Raw genomic sequence first — 14,611 nt, 5'->3', positions numbered from 1 at the left:
CCAGGTATTCCCATGACGTCCATTTCTCCCGCGACCCACGGCGCCACCATGACCAAGGGCCTGGCGATGCTGTTCGCGTTCTGCTGCGGCGCGATCGTTGCCAACCTGTATTACGCCCAGCCCATCATTGGCTTGATCGCACCGGACATCGGCCTGTCCGGCACACTCGCCAGCTTCATCGTGTCGCTGACCCAGATCGGCTACGCGCTCGGCCTGTTCTTCCTCGTGCCGCTGGGCGACTTGCTGGAAAACCGTCGCCTGATGATCGTCACCACCGGCGTCGCCATGCTCAGTCTGCTCAGCGCCGCGTTCGCGCAGACGCCCAACCTGTTCCTGATCGCTTCTTTGCTGGTGGGTTTCAGCTCGGTGGCGGTACAGATTCTGGTGCCGCTGGCCGCCAACCTCGCGCCGGAAGAAACACGCGGGCGCGTGGTCGGCAGCATCATGGGCGGCCTGCTGCTGGGGATTCTGCTGGCCAGACCCGCTGCCAGCCTGATCGCCGACCATTTCGGCTGGCGCGCGGTGTTCGGCACGGCCGCCGTGGTGATGCTGCTGATCAGCGTGGTGCTGGCGACCACCATTCCGAAACATCAGCCTGCCCACAGCGCCACGTATGGCCAGTTGCTCAAATCGTTATGGACCCTGCTGCGCAAACAGCCGGTCCTGCGCCAGCGCGCGTTTTATCAGGCGTGCATGTTCGCCACCTTCAGCCTGTTCTGGACCGCCGTGCCGCTGGAACTGGCGCGCGATCACGGCTTGTCGCAAAGCCAGATCGCCCTCTTCGCCCTGGTCGGGGCCATCGGCGCCATCGCCGCGCCCATCGCCGGCCGCCTGGCCGATGCCGGCCACACCCGCGTCGCCAGCCTGTGCGCCATGCTGTTCGCCGCACTGAGCTTTCTGCCCAGCCTGATCGAACCGGCATACGCCGTGATCGGCATGGCATTCACCGGGGTCATCCTCGATTTCTGCGTGCAGATGAACATGGTCCTCGGCCAGCGCGCGGTATACGCCCTCGACGCCAAAAGCCGCAGCCGGCTCAACGCGCTGTACATGACCAGCATCTTCATCGGCGGCGCGATTGGTTCGGTGGTCGCCAGTGCGCTGTATGACCATGGTGGCTGGGTGTGGATTGTGATCGTGGGGAGTGTATTTCCGGTGTTGGCGTTATTAGGGTTTTTGAAGAACTCACGGCCATGAAGAATGGAACACAGCACCTCACGAATGCTGAGGCCATAGGGGTGAGGCGCTGATTGCCGCTCAAGAAAAAACCGCCGATATCGGCGGTTTTCTTTTGAGGAGTCAGCCCCTGAACCCAGCCATCGGGCCAGCTGGTTCAAGGTCTCTTCCAATTTCGATTGCTACGCGCAGAAAATGCAGCTGAGCTTGAGCATACTCCGCAGCACGCTTGTGCGCTTCGGCACTGAATTCCGTCATTTCCCGAATCTTGGCCTTGCGTTTTTTGATGTTCATAAGCACCTCCCTGCTGTGGTCCTGGGGACATCCTAGAACAACAAAACTGACGATGTCGGCGGTTTTCTTTTGAGGAGTCAGCCCCTGAACCCAGCCATCGGGCCGGCGGGTTCAAGCTCTCTTTCAATCTCGAGCGCTCCGCGCAGGAAGTGCATCTGCGAGGGGATTATTTCAACAGCGCGCTTGCGCGCTGAGGCTCGGAACTCAGCGATCGACTGCAGTTTTTCTCTGCGTTTCCTTGTGTTCATGAGCACCTCCCTGCCCTGGTTGAGAAAGTCATATTAGGAACGACCTGCCGAAATGACAAGGCATCCATCCGCATCGAACTGGAAACCCAACCTTTGGTAGTAACTCACCACACCTGGCTCGGGGCTCTCAATCTGGATGACTTCACAGCCCAGCATCCTTGCGTAAACACCTACCGCTAGAAACATCATCCGGGCCACCAGTCCTTTTAGGGGATGGTTCGTGTTCGGCTGCCCCTCGAGCAGGATGACCTTGATCCGCAAACGGCTCCTTCGCGGTGTTGCATAACACAAACCGCAAAGTTCATCGGCGTGCCAAAGGGCGAGATCAAGCCCTCTGGCATCTTTGCGCTTCCACCTCGGTACGTCCCCCCATGGATATGAGCTGCCATACCACCCATGACTGATCTCTATCGCGGCTGAATCTATAGGCGCAAAGCGTATTAACCCTCCATTAACACCCAGCGCGTTTAGCTTGAGCGAGTTGCCAACGGCGTTATTGACCTGCTGGCGCGCCTCCGATTTAAGGATCTGATCACGCAGTTTGGTGTCCTTTCCATGCCTTCCCATCGCCATATTCGTCCAAACCCGAGGCAGCGAATAATGGCGAAAGCATCCGACCAGCATGCGGTACATATTTATCGCGACCGAAATTTTGGCCTTTCGAACGATCAACTCTTTCGGGTTTGCCGCCTGCACGGCCTGGTAAAGACGTTTACGCAGCCGATCCAACATTTGCGGGGCTGGTCACGAATCAAGGCCTATTCGTCGATCAGACAATCGCCTCAAACCCCCTCCGCAAATCCTCAATCAACGCCTCCACATCCTCCAGCCCAATGTGCAGCCTCAGCAACGGATTCAGGGATTTGTCCGAAGCGTTATCACGGTCGCCGACATTCGCAACGATGATCAGGCTTTCGAACCCGCCCCACGACGCGCCCAGGCCGAACAGTTGCAGCGCGTCGATGAAACGTTCCAGATAGCGGGGGTCGGCGTCCGCGAGTTCGAAGGTGAGCAAGCCGTTGCTGCCGCTGAAGTCGCGCTTCCACAGGGCATGGCCCGGATGATGGGGCAGCGCAGGATGGAACACGTTTTTGACCTGCGGCTGTTCCAGGAGCCAGTGCGCGACCTGCAAGGCCTGGCGCTGGTGGACGTCCAACCTTGCCGCCAGGGTGCGGGCGCCGCGCAGCACCAGATAAGCATCGTCCGGGCTCACGGTGTTGCCGAAGGTGTCGGTCATGACGGCCAGACGCTGCCAGACGGCTTGGGTGGTACAGACGCTGCCCATGACCACATCGCTGTGACCGCTCAGGTATTTGGTCAGGGCCATGATGGAAATGTCGGCGCCCAGGGCCAGAGGCCGGTACTGATACCCGGAGCCGTAGGTGTTGTCGACTGCCAGCAAAATCCCTTTCGACTTACACAGCGCAGCAATCGCCGGAAGGTCGCACAGTTCATACAGCAGCGAGCCGGGAACCTCGGTGTAGACCATTCGGGTGTTGGCTTGCAGCTGCTGCGCCAAGCCGCTGCCGTCGGCAGAAAAGTAGCTGTACTGGATACCAAACGGCGCCAGAAATGCTTCGGCGATCTGCCGCACCGGTGAATACACCGCGTCAGTAATCAGCACATGGTCGCCTGGGCGCAGGTAGGCCAGAAATGTCTGCGCAACCGCTGCCAGGCCGGTACCGAACAGGCGAGTGCGGTAACCGCCCTCAAGCTCGGTGATCAGGTCTTCCAGTTCGAACGCGGTCGGGTTACCACGCGCGCCGTAGCTCAGGACACGCTCAGTGTCGCGGCGCTTGCGTGCGTCGCGCATGTCGCCAAGGCTATCGAATAACACGGTGCTCATTCGCGTGACCGGCGGGTTCACGCCGCGCGGCCCGTCGCCCTTTGCGCCTCGGGCGGCATGCACCAGCCGGGTACGAACGCGATCATCCTCCGCGATGGCCGGCAAGGGCTTGAGACTGGCGATCTCCTGCTCGGTCATTTGCCCCAGCAGGCCGATCTCCCAGGCCAGGTAATGCCGGGCCGCCGCTTTGTTGCCCGAATGACGGTCATGGGTGAAAAACAGAAAATCAATGCAGTCCTCGTCAGGCGGATCACCGGCGCTTTCGCTGAGGTTGAAACCTGCCGCCTGCCATGCATTGAAATCCAGCCAGCGCACCGAGCCGCGCAGCTCCTCCGGCAACTCCAGTGCAGCCAGCGCCGCCACGGCCGATTGCTCCGCCACCAGCACGACGGGGCTGCCTTGCCCAACCACATCGGCAGCCAAGCGAGGACGGATCGACCAGCGCGACCCCTCGATATGGCCTTTACGAAACGCCATGCTGCCGCGCAGGTCGATCAGCACGACCGTATTGTCTCGGAGCGCATCTGCCAGTTCGGCAGCGCCCACTTCAGCCAGGGGCGGCAAGACACCGGAGTTGTCGATCGGCAGGTGCAAGCCGCTGTTCAACCCGCCTTCCAGTACATAGGCGTCGTGGCCCAGCTGACGCAGCCAGGCGGCGACGATCGGCGCGCGCACGCCGTCGTTGTCCACCAGCACCAACCGCGCCTGACGCACACCGATGTACAGGTCGGTGCTCTGAATCAACTGCCCACCCGGCGTGTGTTGCGCGCCCGGCAAACTGCCCAGCGCAAATTCTTCCGGGGTACGCACGTCGCACAGAAACAGACTCCGGGATTGGTCGGCAGACCACGCCAGAACCTGCGGCGCATCCACCGCCTGCACCCCGGCGCGCCGGGCGAGATGTTGAGCCGCCTGACGTTGCGCCTCCAGCGAAGCGCCCGGCGGGAAGTTCGGGTATCGGCGCTCGCTGCCATGTTCCAGCGGCAAGTCGGCGAGGTACCAGCCCTGGGTGCCGTTTTCGAGGGCGTAGACCGGATTTCTTACCCCCAGGTCGATCAGCGTCTGCGCGCCGATGATGCTGCGCGTGCGGCCGGCGCAATTGACCACGATGGGCGTGGTGTCATCCGGCACCAGCTCGTTAAGCCGATAGCCCAGCTCGCCATTGGGGCAGCAGACGGAACCGGGAATGGTCATCTTGCGGTATTCATCGAACGGCCGGCCGTCCAGCAACACCAGTGGCGTGCCACTGGCTTGCATCGCCGCCAGCTCGGAGGCGCTGATGTGTGGCGTATGGCGGGCCTCTTCGACCAACTCGCCAAAGGCCTTCGACGGCACGTGTACTCCGGCAAACAGCTCCCGTCCGGCGGCGCGCCAGCCATCGGTGCCGCCCTCAAGAATATGCACGCCGCTATAGCCCAGCGCTTCAAGACGCTGCGCGGCACGTGAGGCGAGGTCGCCATCATTGCGGTCGTAAACCACCAGGCGAACCCGAGGATTGGGGGCCAGGCGATGCACGTCCAGCTCAAGGCGGCTATAAGGCAGATTTACCCCATGAAACAGATGCGCTTCACCGTACTGGCCGTGTTCACGAACATCGAAGACGGCGATTTCCTGCCCGTCGAACAGCCAGGCGTGTAATTGGTGCGGGGTGACTTTCTGGCTCATGACGTTCTCGTGATTCTGTTGTAGAGCGCCATCAGGCGTAGGCCTTGATCGACGGGGCCATTTGCGAGGCGTTGTAATTGAGCACCTTGCCTTCCTGGTTCACGCCATAGCGCCCGTTCAAGGATTCCAGCGGGCGCCCGTACAAGTGGAAATGCAGGGTCGGTTGCTCGCCCTCGACCTTGATGCCGTGCAGGTCTTCACCGAGGAAGCTGATGGGCGTTCCGGGCTGCACCACCACTTCCTTTTCCAGCGCGAGCCGGGCGATTGCCGGATCACTGCCGTCGTCCGTGCGCGCCCACACGTAATTGATCTCCTGCCCCTCGACCGCAACGATCACCGCCCAGGTTTCATGGTTGTGGGGCAGCGTACTTTTGCCCGGCAGCAGTGAGTTCATGTACAGCGTCGGGGTCTCGCCGTCGTCGTTCAGACGGTAGCGGAACGCGGTGTCGCCCTCCCCCGGCACGGGTGCAGGAAAGGTGTCGAAGTTGAACAGATCACGACGCTCCGCCAGTCCCTCGAGTAGCGTAACGATGCTTTTCAATGCCTCGCGATCGACGCCGCGCTGGTGAATCGCGCGTATCTGTTGCAGAAAGGCTTCGACGACTTGGCTGCGGTTCTCGATGCTCATCAGGTGCTCCTTATGTGTGTTCAGGCCAACAGGCCCGGCTCAGACCGACAGGCTGTAACGGCTGATATTGCTCAACAGAAACGGGTCGCCACTGGCGACCGGACGGCGTCCGGCGTCGCCCAGGGCATGGCGCAAAAACGTCTGGGTCCGCTCATGGGTCGGGCGCTGGAAGATGTGTTCGGGGCTGCCGTGCTCGACGATCAGGCCGTTTTCGGTGAAATACACGACATCGCTGATGTCCTCCGCGAAACGCATTTCGTGGGTGACCAGCACGCAGGTCATGCCCTCTTCGGTCAGCTCGCGAATCACCGCCAGCACTTCACCGACGGTCTCCGGGTCGAGGGCCGACGTCACTTCATCGAACAGGATCAGTTCCGGCCTCATCGCCAATGCCCGCGCAATGGCAACGCGTTGCTGCTGACCGCCGGACAGCTGACCCGGATAGGCATCGGCCTTGTGTTCCATGCGCACTTTGGCGAGCAGTTCGTGCGCGTGCTTTTCAGCGTTGGCCGCTGATTCGCCCAGCACTTTGCGCGGCGCGATCACCAGATTTTCCAGCACCGACAAATGCGGGAACAGGTTGTACTGCTGGAACACGAAGCCCACGCGTTTGCGCAGTTCGATGCGCTGCGCCTCGGTCTTGAGCGTGTGCACATCGGTGTCGCCCACGCGGATGCTGCCGCGCTCGGTCTGCAGCAAGCCGGTGATGCAGCGCAGGATGGTCGACTTCCCGGAACCCGAAGGGCCGATGATCGACACCGCCTGGCCGCGCTGCACGTCGAGGTCGATGCCCTTGAGCACTCGATTGCTGCCAAACGACAGGTGAATGTCGCGCAGACTGACCAGGGGTTGTCCGACGCGCGTTTCAGGAGAAGGCATAACGTCGCTCCAGGAATTGAGTGAATCGGGAAATCGGATAGCAGTAGGCGAAAAACAGGGCCAGCACGCTGAAGTAGATCAGCACCGTGAAGCCGGTCCGGTTGACCGTGTTGCTGGCAATCTGCGCGGTGTCGATCAGGTCATGCACACCCACCAGCGAGGCCAGCGCGGTGCCCATGGTGATCACCGCATAGAGGTTCATCCACGGCGGCAACATGCGCTTGAAGCACTGCGGCAGGATGATCGAACGGAAGATCTGACCGCGTGTGAAGGCCAGCGAGCGGGAGGCTTCCCACTGCGTGCCGGGTATCGAACCGATGGCGCCGCGAAAGATTTCCGCGACGTTGGCGCTGGCGGGCAACGCCAGGCCGAGGGTGACTTTCACCCAGTCCGGAAACGAGATCCAGGACGTACCGATGTGCAGCTCGAATGGGAAAACGTAGGTGGTGAAATAGATCAGCACCAGCCAAGGCGCGTTACGAAATACCTGCACCCAGATCTTCGCGGGCAGCCGGGTGATCCACAGCGGCGACACCGCCAGCGCACCCACCAGCAGGCCGAGCACGGAGCCGATGGCAATCGCCAGCAGGCTGATCAGAATGTTCTGGGCAAAGCCCGTCGCCAGCGCTGGCGACCACTCCAGGAGCGCCGCAAACACCGGGCTTTTCGGGGCGCCGAAGACCAGCCAGAGCAGCACCGCGGCCAGCAGCACCAGCGTGCCCGGATGCCGACGCGGCCACCCGGCCGGCACGCCCACAGACGAATCAATGGCCATAACCGGGCATCCTCAATTTGGCTTCGAGGGCACGGCCCACGCAGTTGACGACGAAGCTGAGCAGGCCGAAAAACGCCAGCAGCAGAATCATCAGTTCCAGCACGTTGTCGCTCTGGGTCCAGATCATGATCGAGGCGTAGGTGATGTCGCCTACGGCAATGGCCGACGCCACCGCCGTCATTTTCACCAGATCGATCAGGTTGTTGATCAGCGAAGGGAGCGCAAAACGCATCGCCAGCGGCAGTTGCACGTTCCATAGCAACTGGCGGCTGCTGAAGGCCAGGGAGCTCGCCGCTTCCAGCGTCACGCTCGGCACCGCTTCAATGCCGGCGCGCAAGGCTTCGGCGTGGAACGCGCCCTTGTGCAGGGAGATCACGATGACCACCCAGGCGAACGGCGTCAGCGGGTTCGCAGCGCCAACGGCCTGAGTCAGCAGCATGTTCAGCACCAGGAACGCGCAGTAGAGCTGCACCAGCGTCGGCGTGTTGCGGGTCACTTCGATGAACGCCCGCGCAGGTCTGGCCAGATAGGGCTTGCCGCTGGTCAGCATCGCCGCCAGCCCCACGCCCGCGATCAGGCTACCGATGAGGGTGAACACGCACAGCAAGACGGTGGTCAGCGCGCCATTGACCATCGAACCGCGCTGATAGGCGTCCAGCAAAAAGCTGTAGTTCAGGCCGAACGCGGCCGTCCAGTGCACGAACCCTTCAAGCCAATGACTCATGCCAGCGCCTCGACCCGCAACCGGGCGCAGGCGTTGGCGATGCGCCGTCCAGCCTCGATCACGCTGCTGGTGGCCGTTGCGATGGACAAACGGAACCACGGGGACAGACCGTAAGCACTGCCGGCCACCCCGGCCACGCCCTGCTCCAGCAGGTAATCCACCACGTCGCTGTCGTTAGTCAGGCGCTGGCCATCGGGACGAACGCGTCCCAATAATCCGGCACAGCGGACAAAGACAAAAAATCCACCTTCGGGTAGGAGCACATCAAGGCCGTCTACGTCGGTCAACGCGGCCACCAACAGATCGCGGCGTTGCCGGTAAGCCTGGATCTGGTCCGGCAAGAAACCCAGGCCGCCTTCGAACGCTGCCAATGCCGCCGCCTGCCCCACCGACGAAGCGCCGGACGTGGATTGCGACTGCATGACCGTCATCGCGCCGGTCAGGGCTTGAGGGCCGGCGCCGAAGCCGATGCGCCAGCCGGTCATGGCGTAGGTCTTGGACACCCCGCCGATCAACAGGGCACGGGATTGCAGGTCCGGCGCGACGTTGAGCAGGCTCAGCGCAGACTGACCGTCGAAACGAATGTGCTCGTACAGCTCGTCCAGCAGCACCAGCACGTGGGGATGACGACGCAACACCTCGGCCAGCGCCAGCAGCTCCGCTTCGCTGTACACCGCGCCGCTCGGGTTGCCGGGGCCGTTGAGGATCAGCCAGCGGGTGCGATCGTTGATGTGTTGTTCCATTTGCGCGGGGGTCAGTTTGCAGCCCTGTTCCAGGCCGCATTCGATGAACACCGGCTCGCCGCCGTTGACCCGCACGATGTCCGGAAACGACGGCCAGTAAGGCACCGGCACCAGCACTTCATCGCCCTCGTCCAGGGTCGCGGCGAAGGCGTTGAAGATGACCTGCTTGGCGCCGTTGCCGATGACAATCGAAGGCAGCGCGTAGTCCAACCGGTTCTCTCGCTGCAGCTTGCGCTGAATGGCCTCGCGCAACGCCTTCACACCGGGTGTCGGTGTGTACTTGGTCGCACCGCCATCGATGGCGGCGTACGCGGCCTGCTTGATGTGCTCAGGTGTGTCGAAATCCGGCTCGCCGGTGGTCAGGTCCAGAATGTCGCGACCGGCCTCACGCAAGGCGCTGGCCCGGGATTTGGCCGCCGCGTTGGCGGACAGCGAAACGCGCTGGATACGCTTGGACAAACGAACACTCATGGGGCGGTGCTCCGGCTTTCGACGCTCGCCAGGACCTTGCCTGGATTGAGCAGATTGAGAGGGTCCAGCGCCTGTTTAATGCGGCGCATCAGGTCCAGTTCGACGGCGCTTTTGTATCGCGGCAGCATGCTCAGCTTGCGTTGGCCGATGCCATGCTCGGCGCTGATCGAACCCCCATGCGCATGGGCGCTGTCGTGCACCCGTTGGCTGAGTTCGGAGTAATGGGTCATGTGTGCCTCGACGGTGGAATCGAGTGGGTGGGCGACGTTGTAATGCAGGTTGCCGTCGCCCAGGTGACCGAAGGTGAAATTGCGCACGCCGGGGAAGTGTTGTTGCAGCAAGGCGTCGGTGTGTTCGACGAATTCGACGATGCGCGAAATCGGGATCGAGATGTCGTGCTTCATGTTGCGTCCGGCCCGCTTCTGCGCGTCGCTCATGTTCTCGCGCAGCAGCCACAGCGCCTCGCTCTGGGCCAGACTTTCGGCAATCAGCGCATCAGCCAGCAGGCCCTCTTCGAAGGCGCTGCCCAACACGTCCTCGAACGCCTGACGCGCGTGTGCTTCGCTGTGGTTATCGGACAGTTCCAGCAAAGCGAACCAGGGTTGAGCGGCATTCGAAAACGGCTGCGGACCTTCGGGGAACTGCTCGCGCAACAACGCCAGGCAATCGGCGGTGAGCAGTTCGAATGCGGTCAGGCTGGCACCGAAACCGGCGCGGGCATGGGACAGGAAACTCACCGCCTGGCCCAGCGAATCGAACGCCAGAAACGCAGTGCTTTGCGCTTTGGGCAGCGGAAACAGTTTAAGCGTCGCCGCCGTAATGATGCCTAAGGTGCCTTCGCTGCCGATGTACAGGTCACGCAGGTCGTAACCGGTGTTATCCTTGCGCAGACCCCGCAGCCCGTGCCAGATCTCGCCCTCGGCGGTGACCACTTCCAGGCCCAGGGTCAGCTCGCGGGTGTTGCCGTAACGCAGCACCGCGGTGCCGCCCGCATTGGTACCGAGGTTGCCGCCGATGGTGCAACTGCCCTCCGCGCCCAGGCTGAGGGGAAACAGACGCCCTGCTTCCCGGGCCACCTCCTGAATGTTCTGCAGGATGCAGCCGGCCTCGACAGTGAGCGTGTCGTTGTCGGTATCGATCTGGCGCACGCGATTCAAGCGATCGAGCAGCAACAGCACCGAACGCCCGCTGGCATCCGGGGTTGCCGCGCCCATCAGGCCGGTGTTGCCGCCCTGCACGACAATCGGTGCCATGTGGGCGACACAGGCGCGGACCACCGCCGCGACCTCGTCGGTGTTGGCCGGACGCACGACAGCGAGCGCCCGACCGACGTAGCTGCCCTGCTTGTCGGTCAGTTGCGCCGCAGATTCGGCGCCCGGCCGCACATGGCTGGCGCCGATCAGTTGCTGCAACGTCTGGAACAGATCGCTGTTCATCGCTGGCCTCCTGGGGTCATTTGGTGGCAAGCGGCGCTGCGTTGCGGAACTGTTCGTGCAGGTCACGCAGGGCTTGAGAGGGGGCCATGCCAGTGCGTTCGCCGAGTTCGATCAGCCAGCCGCTGCGGTGCCAGTCGCGAATGATCGCGTCGATTTTTGCCTCGGTATCGTGCTCGCCCTTGCGCACCCAGATCACCGATTTCGACGGGATCAGGTCGTTGGCCAGCGGGAGGTTGTAGTCGGCCCACTCCGGATCATCCAGCAGCGCGCGCATGGTCGGACTGACGTGCACGGCGGCCACGCAGCCGTTGCCACGCAGGGACAACAGCGACTCGGACTGGCTGCGGAACGCTTTGATTTCAGCGCCGTAGGTTTCCTGCAATGGCTTGATGAAGTTGCTGCCCTGAGACACGCAAACCGGCTTGCCCTTGAGGTCCTCCCATTTGCTGATGCCCGCGCCCTTGCGGATCAGCGCGGCGCCACCGACTTCTTCGTAGGGCGTCGGCGCGTAGTCGAGAATCTCGGCGCGCTCATCGGTGTACTGCATGTTGGCGATCAGGATGTCGACCTTGCCCTGCTGCAGAAACTGCACGCGGTTGGGGGCCAGCACGGAAACGGTTTCGACTTCGACGCCGAGCTTCTGCGCGATCCCCTTGGCCAGCTCGACGTTGTAGCCCAGGTGCTCGCCGGTCTTCGGATCGATGGTGCCGAACGGCGGGCCGCTGAGGATCACGCCGATGCTGATTTTGTGGCGCTGATTGATCTTGTCCAGCGTCGCGTCGGCGTGGGCCAGGGTCGCCCCCATTGCCAGGCCGATCGAGAGGCCAATAGCGGACAGGGTCTTGCCGATGGAAAAGCTGCTCATGAACGAATGCCTTGTAGGAAACCTGAAAAACCGGGCGAAAAAGAGCAGCAACTCAGGCGCCCGCGGCCTGGAACTTGTCGTGCAGCTCGACCAGCGCTGGCGAGGCCGGGGTGATGTGGTGGCGCTTCTCGGCGTCGATCAGCCAGGCGGTCCGGTGCCAGCCTTTGACGATGGCGTCGAGTTTCGCCTGGGTGTCGGTCTCGCCGGGGCGGGTCCAGATCACAGACGGCGCAGGATTGAGTTCGGGACTGAAGGCGCGGTAGTTCTGCCATTCCGGGCTGTCGGCCACCAATGGATTGATCAGCGTGGCGTCGTGCACGGCCGCGACGCAGTTGTTGCCCCGCAAGGCGAGCAACGACTCCGAGGAGCTTTTGAATGCCTTCAGTTCAGCGCCGAATTCGGTGAGCGGCTTGACGTAGCTGCTGCCCTGGGACGTGCAGACCGGTTGGCCTTTCAGGTCTTCCCAGCGGGTGATCTTGCTGTCTTTGAGCACGGCCGCCGTGCCGCCGACGCGATAGAACGGGGTGGGTACGAAGCCCAGTTGCTGGCCGCGCTCGGCGGTCCACTCCATGTTGGCGATCAGCAGATCGACCTTGCCCTGCTGCAGGAACTGCACACGGTTGGCGGGCAGCACGGGCACCAGTTCCACGTCGGCGCCGAGCTGACGACCGAGGTCTTGGGCCATGTCGACATTCAGGCCCTCGGGTTTCTGCGTCTTCGGGTCAATGGAGCCAAACGGGCCGCCGGACAGCAGCACACCGACCACCAGACGATGGCGTTGCTCGATCTTGTCAAGCGTGGCATCGGCCTGCGCCGCCAAACTGGCGCCCAGCATCACGGCGGCGCCGATCATCAGCGGCAGGATACGAGCAATCGGCAAACGCGTGGACGGCATGGACTTCCCCTCAGATGGACATCGGCTCGGCGCTTGAGACGGGTTATGCGTCAGCGCCTTGTAATGAGCTGCATGCTAGGGAGGGAACTGCCGGAGCGGAAATGCAAATATCAAATATGGTTATAACTTTCTGATTTCGGGCCTTAAAACAAAAAAGCATAAGCGCAGTTTTGTTGAGTCTGATCGATATTTTTAGAGACAGGGCTTTCCCCATTCATAAAAAAACGTAATGTATTAGCCCGTTCAGCTGATGTAATACAAGCTCACTCCTACAAGGGATAGCGCTTCGGGTAATGAACCGTTTAAACGAGTAACCACCAATGTCCTCGACCCTAGACCTCGAACTGCTGCGCACTTTCGTCGCCGTCGTCGATTACCACAGCTTCGCTGGCGCGGGGGCGCACCTGTCGCGCACGCAGTCGTCGGTGACGCAACACATGCAGCGTCTGGAGCAGCAGATTGGCGTCAGCCTGTTCCAGAAACAGGGCCGTCAAAAGCAACTCACCGAACCCGGTCGGCAGCTGTTACGCCATGCCCGACAGATGCTTTCGCTGAACGACGACGCGCTCAACTCCCTTCGCGAAAGCACTATGAGCGGCGTCCTGCGCATCGGCTCGCCCCACGACATCGCCGACACCATCCTGCCGCCCATCCTCAGCCACATCGCCCGTTCTGCGCCGAAGCTGCGACTGGAGATCGACGTCGGTCGAAGCCCGTTTCTGATGGAGGATTTGCATCGGGGCAAGGTCGACATGGTGATCTCGACCCGCGAGGATTCGGCGCTGGAAGGATTCGCCCTGCGCACGTCGCCGGTCTGGTGGATCTGCTCGGCGCAGTACCTGCATGTCCCGGGCGAACCGATACCGCTCATTCTGGTGGACGAGCCGAGTATTTACCGGCGCTATGCCATCGAAGCAATGGAGCGCGCCGACATCGAGTGGCGTCAGGCGTACCTGGCGTCAAACCTGATCGGCATCAAGGCGGCCACGCGCGCGGGCCTTGGCGTCACGGCGCGCAGCATGGAGATGCTCGGGCCGGACATGCGGGTACTGGGGGAAGCCGACGGTCTGCCGCGAATGCCCGACGTCACTTATTACCTGTGGATTCGTCCCAATACGGTAAATCCGCTGGCGCGCCGGGCGTATGAATTGATTCGTGGCAGTCAGGGCCTATAGCGGCCCTGGCCTCTTCCAAGTGATTATTTTTGCAGTTGCGCTTCCAGCCAGTGCTTCAAGTCCGCCACTTCAGCCGTTGTAATCGTATGCCCCGCCCCGGCGTAGGAATGAAACTCCGGAACGATCAGCAGATTCTCCAGCACCGCCTTGGCATCGGTTGCGCCCGAGTAAGGCACGCGGGTGTCGGCGGAGCCATGGCCGATGAACACTTTCAGCGATTTCAGGCGCTCATCGGGCTTCAGGCGTGAATGGAGGGACGCGAGAATCTTGCCGCTCAGCGGTGCGATGCCGTGTACCAGTTCCGGGTATTGCAGGCCGATCTGGTAGCTCATCATCGCGCCCTGGCTGAAGCCGACCAGGATCACTTTGTCGGGCTGGGTCTGGTATTTCTCGGTGGCCTGCTGGATGAAGGTCCGCAGCAAGTCGGTGCTTTTGTCGACATCGCTGGTCACGCCTTCGTATTCGGCTTGGTCGGTGTCCTGGGTGAACCACTTGTAGCCGCCGCCGTCGACTTCCTGCGGCGCGCGCACGGAGAGGTAGGTGTAACCCGGGGAGAGATCGTTTTTGATGTCGAGCAGGTCGCGCTCGTCGCTGCCATAGCCGTGCAGGAAAATGATCAGGGGTTTGTCTCTGGATTCAGCGGGCGCCGCCGCCAGATACGGCAGCCCAAGGTCGGTGAGCAGCGCGGGTTCTGCGTGGGCCATGCCGGTAAACACACACAGCAGCGCGGCGAAAAACTTCATCATGAGCGTGAGCCTTTTTGCGAAAAACGTCGGGCTCATCATACGCAG

The 14,611-nt window shown here is 62.1% G+C and carries 14 protein-coding genes; 2 read left to right on the top strand and 12 right to left on the bottom strand.

Features of this window, described 5'->3' with window-relative positions; all coding sequences use genetic code 11:
* Positions 1-12: 12 nt before the first annotated feature.
* Entirely contained in the window at positions 13-1,197 is a 1,185-nt protein-coding gene (locus tag IFT47_RS24905) for an MFS transporter (RefSeq protein ID WP_192174758.1), read from the top strand.
* 102 nt (positions 1,198-1,299) lie between these two features.
* Here IFT47_RS24905 and IFT47_RS24900 read toward each other — a convergent pair whose 3' ends face one another.
* The 11 genes from IFT47_RS24900 to IFT47_RS24850 all read right to left on the bottom strand — a co-directional run bounded on the left by IFT47_RS24900 (position 1,300) and on the right by IFT47_RS24850 (position 12,645).
* Positions 1,300-1,470, bottom strand: coding sequence for a hypothetical protein (locus tag IFT47_RS24900; protein ID WP_172611525.1), 171 nt, complete (start codon positions 1,468-1,470; stop codon positions 1,300-1,302).
* Positions 1,471-1,751: 281 nt separating this feature from the next.
* Positions 1,752-2,450 carry an N-acetyltransferase gene (locus tag IFT47_RS24895; RefSeq protein ID WP_244656066.1) on the bottom strand — a complete coding sequence of 233 codons (699 nt, stop codon included), beginning with the start codon at positions 2,448-2,450 and terminating at the stop codon, positions 1,752-1,754.
* 37 nt (positions 2,451-2,487) lie between these two features.
* Positions 2,488-5,229 (bottom strand): cystathionine beta-lyase, encoded by a 2,742-nt coding sequence (metC, locus tag IFT47_RS24890; protein ID WP_192174759.1) that lies wholly within the window; start codon positions 5,227-5,229, stop codon positions 2,488-2,490.
* A 31-nt stretch (positions 5,230-5,260) separates the two neighbouring features.
* Positions 5,261-5,857: a cysteine dioxygenase family protein gene (locus IFT47_RS24885; RefSeq protein ID WP_192174760.1), complete on the bottom strand. Its 597-nt coding sequence runs from the start codon at positions 5,855-5,857 to the stop codon at positions 5,261-5,263.
* Between the two features lie 39 nt (positions 5,858-5,896).
* Entirely contained in the window at positions 5,897-6,736 is an 840-nt protein-coding gene (locus tag IFT47_RS24880) for an amino acid ABC transporter ATP-binding protein (RefSeq protein ID WP_192174761.1), read from the bottom strand.
* Positions 6,723-7,511, bottom strand: coding sequence for an amino acid ABC transporter permease (locus tag IFT47_RS24875; RefSeq protein ID WP_192174762.1), 789 nt, complete (start codon positions 7,509-7,511; stop codon positions 6,723-6,725). The genes IFT47_RS24880 and IFT47_RS24875 overlap by 14 nt, the downstream gene beginning before the upstream one ends.
* On the bottom strand, positions 7,501-8,235 hold the full coding sequence (locus tag IFT47_RS24870; protein ID WP_192174763.1) for an amino acid ABC transporter permease: 735 nt from the start codon (positions 8,233-8,235) through the stop codon (positions 7,501-7,503). The genes IFT47_RS24875 and IFT47_RS24870 overlap by 11 nt, the downstream gene beginning before the upstream one ends.
* Positions 8,232-9,449: an aminotransferase class I/II-fold pyridoxal phosphate-dependent enzyme gene (locus IFT47_RS24865; RefSeq protein ID WP_192174764.1), complete on the bottom strand. Its 1,218-nt coding sequence runs from the start codon at positions 9,447-9,449 to the stop codon at positions 8,232-8,234. The genes IFT47_RS24870 and IFT47_RS24865 overlap by 4 nt, the downstream gene beginning before the upstream one ends.
* Positions 9,446-10,885, bottom strand: coding sequence for an FAD-binding oxidoreductase (locus tag IFT47_RS24860; RefSeq protein WP_192174765.1), 1,440 nt, complete (start codon positions 10,883-10,885; stop codon positions 9,446-9,448). Before IFT47_RS24860 ends, IFT47_RS24865 begins: the two co-directional genes overlap by 4 nt.
* 16 nt (positions 10,886-10,901) lie before the next feature.
* Positions 10,902-11,750, bottom strand: coding sequence for a transporter substrate-binding domain-containing protein (locus IFT47_RS24855; RefSeq protein ID WP_192174766.1), 849 nt, complete (start codon positions 11,748-11,750; stop codon positions 10,902-10,904).
* Between the two features lie 52 nt (positions 11,751-11,802).
* The gene (locus IFT47_RS24850) at positions 11,803-12,645 is read right to left on the bottom strand and encodes a transporter substrate-binding domain-containing protein (RefSeq protein WP_192174767.1); all 843 of its coding nucleotides are present in this window, start codon (positions 12,643-12,645) and stop codon (positions 11,803-11,805) included.
* 320 nt (positions 12,646-12,965) lie between these two features.
* On the opposite strand from IFT47_RS24850, the gene IFT47_RS24845 reads away from it, so the two are divergent.
* Entirely contained in the window at positions 12,966-13,820 is an 855-nt protein-coding gene (locus IFT47_RS24845; RefSeq protein WP_192174768.1) for a LysR substrate-binding domain-containing protein, read from the top strand.
* 23 nt (positions 13,821-13,843) lie between these two features.
* Here the strand turns inward: IFT47_RS24845 and IFT47_RS24840 are convergent, their stop codons facing one another.
* On the bottom strand, positions 13,844-14,566 hold the full coding sequence (locus IFT47_RS24840) for an alpha/beta hydrolase (protein ID WP_192174769.1): 723 nt from the start codon (positions 14,564-14,566) through the stop codon (positions 13,844-13,846).
* Positions 14,567-14,611: the final 45 nt, after the last annotated feature.

The sequence above is a fragment of the Pseudomonas sp. CFBP 13711 genome, from assembly GCF_014842265.1.
In the GTDB taxonomy this organism is placed as follows: Bacteria; Pseudomonadota; Gammaproteobacteria; order Pseudomonadales; family Pseudomonadaceae; genus Aquipseudomonas.
The sequence above is the reverse complement of the archived record's forward strand: the minus strand, read 5'-3'. Positions and strand labels throughout refer to the sequence as shown.

Coding starts and splice junctions, on each gene's coding strand:
- IFT47_RS24865 (WP_192174764.1), bottom strand. CDS start 9,449: ATGAGTGTTCGTTTGTCCAAGCGTATCCAGCGCGTTTCGCTGTCCGCC.
- IFT47_RS24885 (WP_192174760.1), bottom strand. CDS start 5,857: ATGAGCATCGAGAACCGCAGCCAAGTCGTCGAAGCCTTTCTGCAACAG.
- IFT47_RS24855 (WP_192174766.1), bottom strand. CDS start 11,750: ATGAGCAGCTTTTCCATCGGCAAGACCCTGTCCGCTATTGGCCTCTCG.
- IFT47_RS24840 (WP_192174769.1), bottom strand. CDS start 14,566: ATGATGAAGTTTTTCGCCGCGCTGCTGTGTGTGTTTACCGGCATGGCC.
- IFT47_RS24875 (WP_192174762.1), bottom strand. CDS start 7,511: ATGGCCATTGATTCGTCTGTGGGCGTGCCGGCCGGGTGGCCGCGTCGG.
- IFT47_RS24905 (WP_192174758.1), top strand. CDS start 13: ATGACGTCCATTTCTCCCGCGACCCACGGCGCCACCATGACCAAGGGC.
- IFT47_RS24895 (WP_244656066.1), bottom strand. CDS start 2,450: ATGTTGGATCGGCTGCGTAAACGTCTTTACCAGGCCGTGCAGGCGGCA.
- IFT47_RS24860 (WP_192174765.1), bottom strand. CDS start 10,885: ATGAACAGCGATCTGTTCCAGACGTTGCAGCAACTGATCGGCGCCAGC.
- IFT47_RS24900 (WP_172611525.1), bottom strand. CDS start 1,470: ATGAACATCAAAAAACGCAAGGCCAAGATTCGGGAAATGACGGAATTC.
- IFT47_RS24850 (WP_192174767.1), bottom strand. CDS start 12,645: ATGCCGTCCACGCGTTTGCCGATTGCTCGTATCCTGCCGCTGATGATC.
- IFT47_RS24870 (WP_192174763.1), bottom strand. CDS start 8,235: ATGAGTCATTGGCTTGAAGGGTTCGTGCACTGGACGGCCGCGTTCGGC.
- metC (WP_192174759.1), bottom strand. CDS start 5,229: ATGAGCCAGAAAGTCACCCCGCACCAATTACACGCCTGGCTGTTCGAC.
- IFT47_RS24880 (WP_192174761.1), bottom strand. CDS start 6,736: ATGCCTTCTCCTGAAACGCGCGTCGGACAACCCCTGGTCAGTCTGCGC.
- IFT47_RS24845 (WP_192174768.1), top strand. CDS start 12,966: ATGTCCTCGACCCTAGACCTCGAACTGCTGCGCACTTTCGTCGCCGTC.